The organism is Pseudomonas sp. NPDC090233 (assembly GCF_044772285.1).
Lineage (GTDB): Bacteria > Pseudomonadota > Gammaproteobacteria > Pseudomonadales > Pseudomonadaceae > Aquipseudomonas.
In genome coordinates, this window is sequence record NZ_JBIVYQ010000008.1 from 249,784 (window position 1) to 252,360 (window position 2,577).

Annotated in this window: 7 protein-coding genes; all 7 read right to left on the reverse strand. The window is 55.4% G+C overall.

The window, feature by feature from the left end:
* Positions 1 to 259: 50S ribosomal protein L24 (rplX, locus tag ACIQUF_RS22985; protein ID WP_403135782.1), on the reverse strand; the 259-nt coding region annotated here is incomplete at its 3' end.
* A gap of 11 nt (positions 260 to 270) precedes the next feature.
* Positions 271 to 639, reverse strand: coding sequence for a 50S ribosomal protein L14 (gene rplN / locus ACIQUF_RS22990; protein ID WP_008089810.1), 369 nt, complete (start codon positions 637 to 639; stop codon positions 271 to 273).
* 23 nt (positions 640 to 662) lie between these two features.
* The gene (gene rpsQ, locus ACIQUF_RS22995) at positions 663 to 929 is read right to left on the reverse strand and encodes a 30S ribosomal protein S17 (RefSeq protein WP_008089812.1); all 267 of its coding nucleotides are present in this window, start codon (positions 927 to 929) and stop codon (positions 663 to 665) included.
* Between the two features lie 2 nt (positions 930 to 931).
* Entirely contained in the window at positions 932 to 1,123 is a 192-nt protein-coding gene (gene rpmC, locus ACIQUF_RS23000; protein ID WP_002555481.1) for a 50S ribosomal protein L29, read from the reverse strand.
* Positions 1,123 to 1,536, reverse strand: a complete 414-nt coding sequence (rplP, locus tag ACIQUF_RS23005; protein WP_003255479.1) for a 50S ribosomal protein L16 — start codon at positions 1,534 to 1,536, stop codon at positions 1,123 to 1,125. Before rplP ends, rpmC begins: the two co-directional genes overlap by 1 nt.
* A 12-nt stretch (positions 1,537 to 1,548) precedes the next feature.
* Positions 1,549 to 2,235: a 30S ribosomal protein S3 gene (gene rpsC, locus ACIQUF_RS23010; RefSeq protein ID WP_003255481.1), complete on the reverse strand. Its 687-nt coding sequence runs from the start codon at positions 2,233 to 2,235 to the stop codon at positions 1,549 to 1,551.
* 13 nt (positions 2,236 to 2,248) lie between these two features.
* The coding region (gene rplV / locus ACIQUF_RS23015; protein WP_403135786.1) for a 50S ribosomal protein L22 at positions 2,249 to 2,577 on the reverse strand (329 nt) is incomplete at its 5' end.

Below are 2,577 nucleotides of genomic sequence, written 5' to 3' on the forward strand. Positions count from 1 at the left end.
CTACTTTGAAACCAACGCGGTCAGCCTTGTTGGTTTCGCCGTTGAAGATGGCAACGTTGGAAGCGTGCAGAGGCGCTTCTTTTTCGACGATACCGCCCTGTACGCCCGCCATCGGGTTAGGCTTGGTATGACGCTTGACCAGGTTCACACCACCGATGACCAGACGGTCGTCAGCGAGAACCTTCAGCACCTTACCGCGCTTCCCTTTGTCTTTGCCGGCGATCACGATGATCTCGTCGTCACGACGAATCTTTTGCATGTCGGATCTCCTTACAGCACTTCAGGGGCGAGCGAGACGATCTTCATGAACTTCTCAGTACGAAGTTCACGGGTCACTGGCCCGAAGATGCGAGTGCCGATCGGCTCTTGCTTGGTGTTCAGCAGAACAGCAGCGTTGCCGTCGAAACGAATGATGGAACCGTCAGCGCGACGTACACCGTGACGGGTACGGACGACAACAGCGGTCATCACCTGGCCTTTTTTGACCTTACCGCGTGGAATTGCTTCCTTGACGGTTACTTTGATGATGTCACCGATGCCAGCGTAACGACGGTGCGAACCGCCGAGTACCTTGATGCACATGACGCGACGAGCGCCGCTGTTATCGGCCACATCGAGCATGGATTGAGTCTGAATCATAAAATTTCTCCGACCCCTAGCCCTTAGACTTCAACAGCGCGTTCGAGGACTTCAACCAGTGCCCAGGACTTAGTCTTGGCCAGCGGACGGGTTTCACGGATGGAAACCTTGTCGCCGATTTTGCACTGGTTGGATTCGTCGTGCGCGTGCAGCTTAGTCGAACGCTTAACGTATTTACCGTAGATCGGGTGCTTTACGCGACGCTCGATCAGAACGGTGATGGTCTTGTCCATTTTGTCGCTGACGACACGGCCAGTCAGCGTACGGACGGTTTTTTCAGCTTCAGCCATGATCACTTACCTGCCTGCTGGTTAAGCACAGTTTTCACGCGAGCGATGTCACGCTTAACTTGCGAGAGCAGGTGCGACTGCCCCAACTGGCCAGTTGCTTTCTGCATACGCAGATTGAACTGGTCGCGCAGCAAGCCGAGCAGTTGCTCATTCAGTTGCTGTGCAGATTTTTCACGAAGTTCATTCGCTTTCATCACATCACCGTCCGCTTAACAAAGGAGGTGGCGAGAGGCAGCTTTGCAGCAGCCAGGGCGAAAGCTTCGCGCGCCAGCTCTTCAGAAACACCCTCGATCTCGTACAGGACTTTGCCTGGCTGGATCTGGGCAACCCAGTATTCCACGGAGCCCTTACCTTTACCCATACGAACCTCGAGAGGTTTCTTGGAGATCGGCTTGTCCGGGAACACACGGATCCAGATCTTGCCGCCACGTTTAACGTGACGGGTCAGAGCACGACGTGCCGACTCGATCTGGCGGGCGGTGAGGCGACCGCGAGCAACAGCTTTCAGGGCGAATTCGCCGAAGCTGACTTTGCTACCGCGCAGTGCCAGACCACGGTTGTGGCCAGTCATCTGCTTGCGGAATTTTGTACGCTTTGGTTGCAACATTTGGCGTACCCCTTACTTAGCAGCTTTTTTACGAGGCGCTGGTGCTTGTGGTTTCAGTTCTTCTTGGCGACCACCAATAACTTCGCCTTTGAAGATCCAAACCTTCACACCGATCACACCGTAAGTGGTGTGAGCTTCGTAGGTGTTGTAGTCGATATCGGCACGCAGGGTGTGCAGAGGCACACGACCTTCGCGATACCACTCGGTACGAGCAATCTCAGCACCGCCGAGACGACCGCTCACCTGGATCTTGATGCCCTTGGCACCAATACGCATGGCGTTCTGTACGGCGCGCTTCATGGCGCGACGGAACATTACGCGGCGTTCCAGCTGCTGAGCTACGCTCTGCGCAACCAGCATGGCGTCGAGTTCCGGCTTGCGGATCTCTTCGATGTTGATGTGCACAGGCACACCCATCTGCTTGGTCAGGTCCTGACGCAGCTTCTCGACATCTTCACCTTTCTTACCGATAACGATACCGGGACGAGCGGTGTGGATGGTGATGCGTGCAGTTTGAGCCGGACGATGAATATCGATACGGCTTACGGACGCGCTTTTTAGTTTGTCTTGGAGGTACTCACGCGTTTTCAGATCCTTCAACAGGTAATCTGCGTAAGTAGCACCGTCTGCGTACCAGACGGAGGTGTGCTCCTTGACGATTCCCAGGCGAATGCCAGTGGGATGTACTTTCTGACCCATCTGATCGACTCCGTTACTTGTCCGCAACCTTGACAGTGATATGGCAAGACCGCTTGACGATGCGATCAGCACGGCCTTTGGCACGTGGCATGATGCGCTTCAGCGAACGCCCTTCGTTGACGAAGACGGTGGAGACCTTCAGGTCATCAACGTCTGCGCCTTCGTTGTGTTCGGCGTTGGCAACGGCCGACTCGAGGACTTTCTTCATGATTTCAGCGGCTTTTTTGCTGCTGAAGGCCAACAGGTTGAGCGCTTCGCCCACCTTCTTCCCGCGGATCTGGTCGGCGACCAAGCGGGCTTTCTGGGCGGAGATGCGAGCGCCCGACAACTTAGCGGCTACTT

What these genes read in the sequence shown, in the direction of transcription:
- rplN (WP_008089810.1), bottom strand. Translation starts at nt 639, where the DNA reads ATGATTCAGACTCAATCCATGCTCGATGTGGCCGATAACAGCGGCGCT.
- rpsQ (WP_008089812.1), bottom strand. Translation starts at nt 929, where the DNA reads ATGGCTGAAGCTGAAAAAACCGTCCGTACGCTGACTGGCCGTGTCGTC.
- rpmC (WP_002555481.1), bottom strand. Translation starts at nt 1,123, where the DNA reads ATGAAAGCGAATGAACTTCGTGAAAAATCTGCACAGCAACTGAATGAG.
- rplP (WP_003255479.1), bottom strand. Translation starts at nt 1,536, where the DNA reads ATGTTGCAACCAAAGCGTACAAAATTCCGCAAGCAGATGACTGGCCAC.
- rpsC (WP_003255481.1), bottom strand. Translation starts at nt 2,235, where the DNA reads ATGGGTCAGAAAGTACATCCCACTGGCATTCGCCTGGGAATCGTCAAG.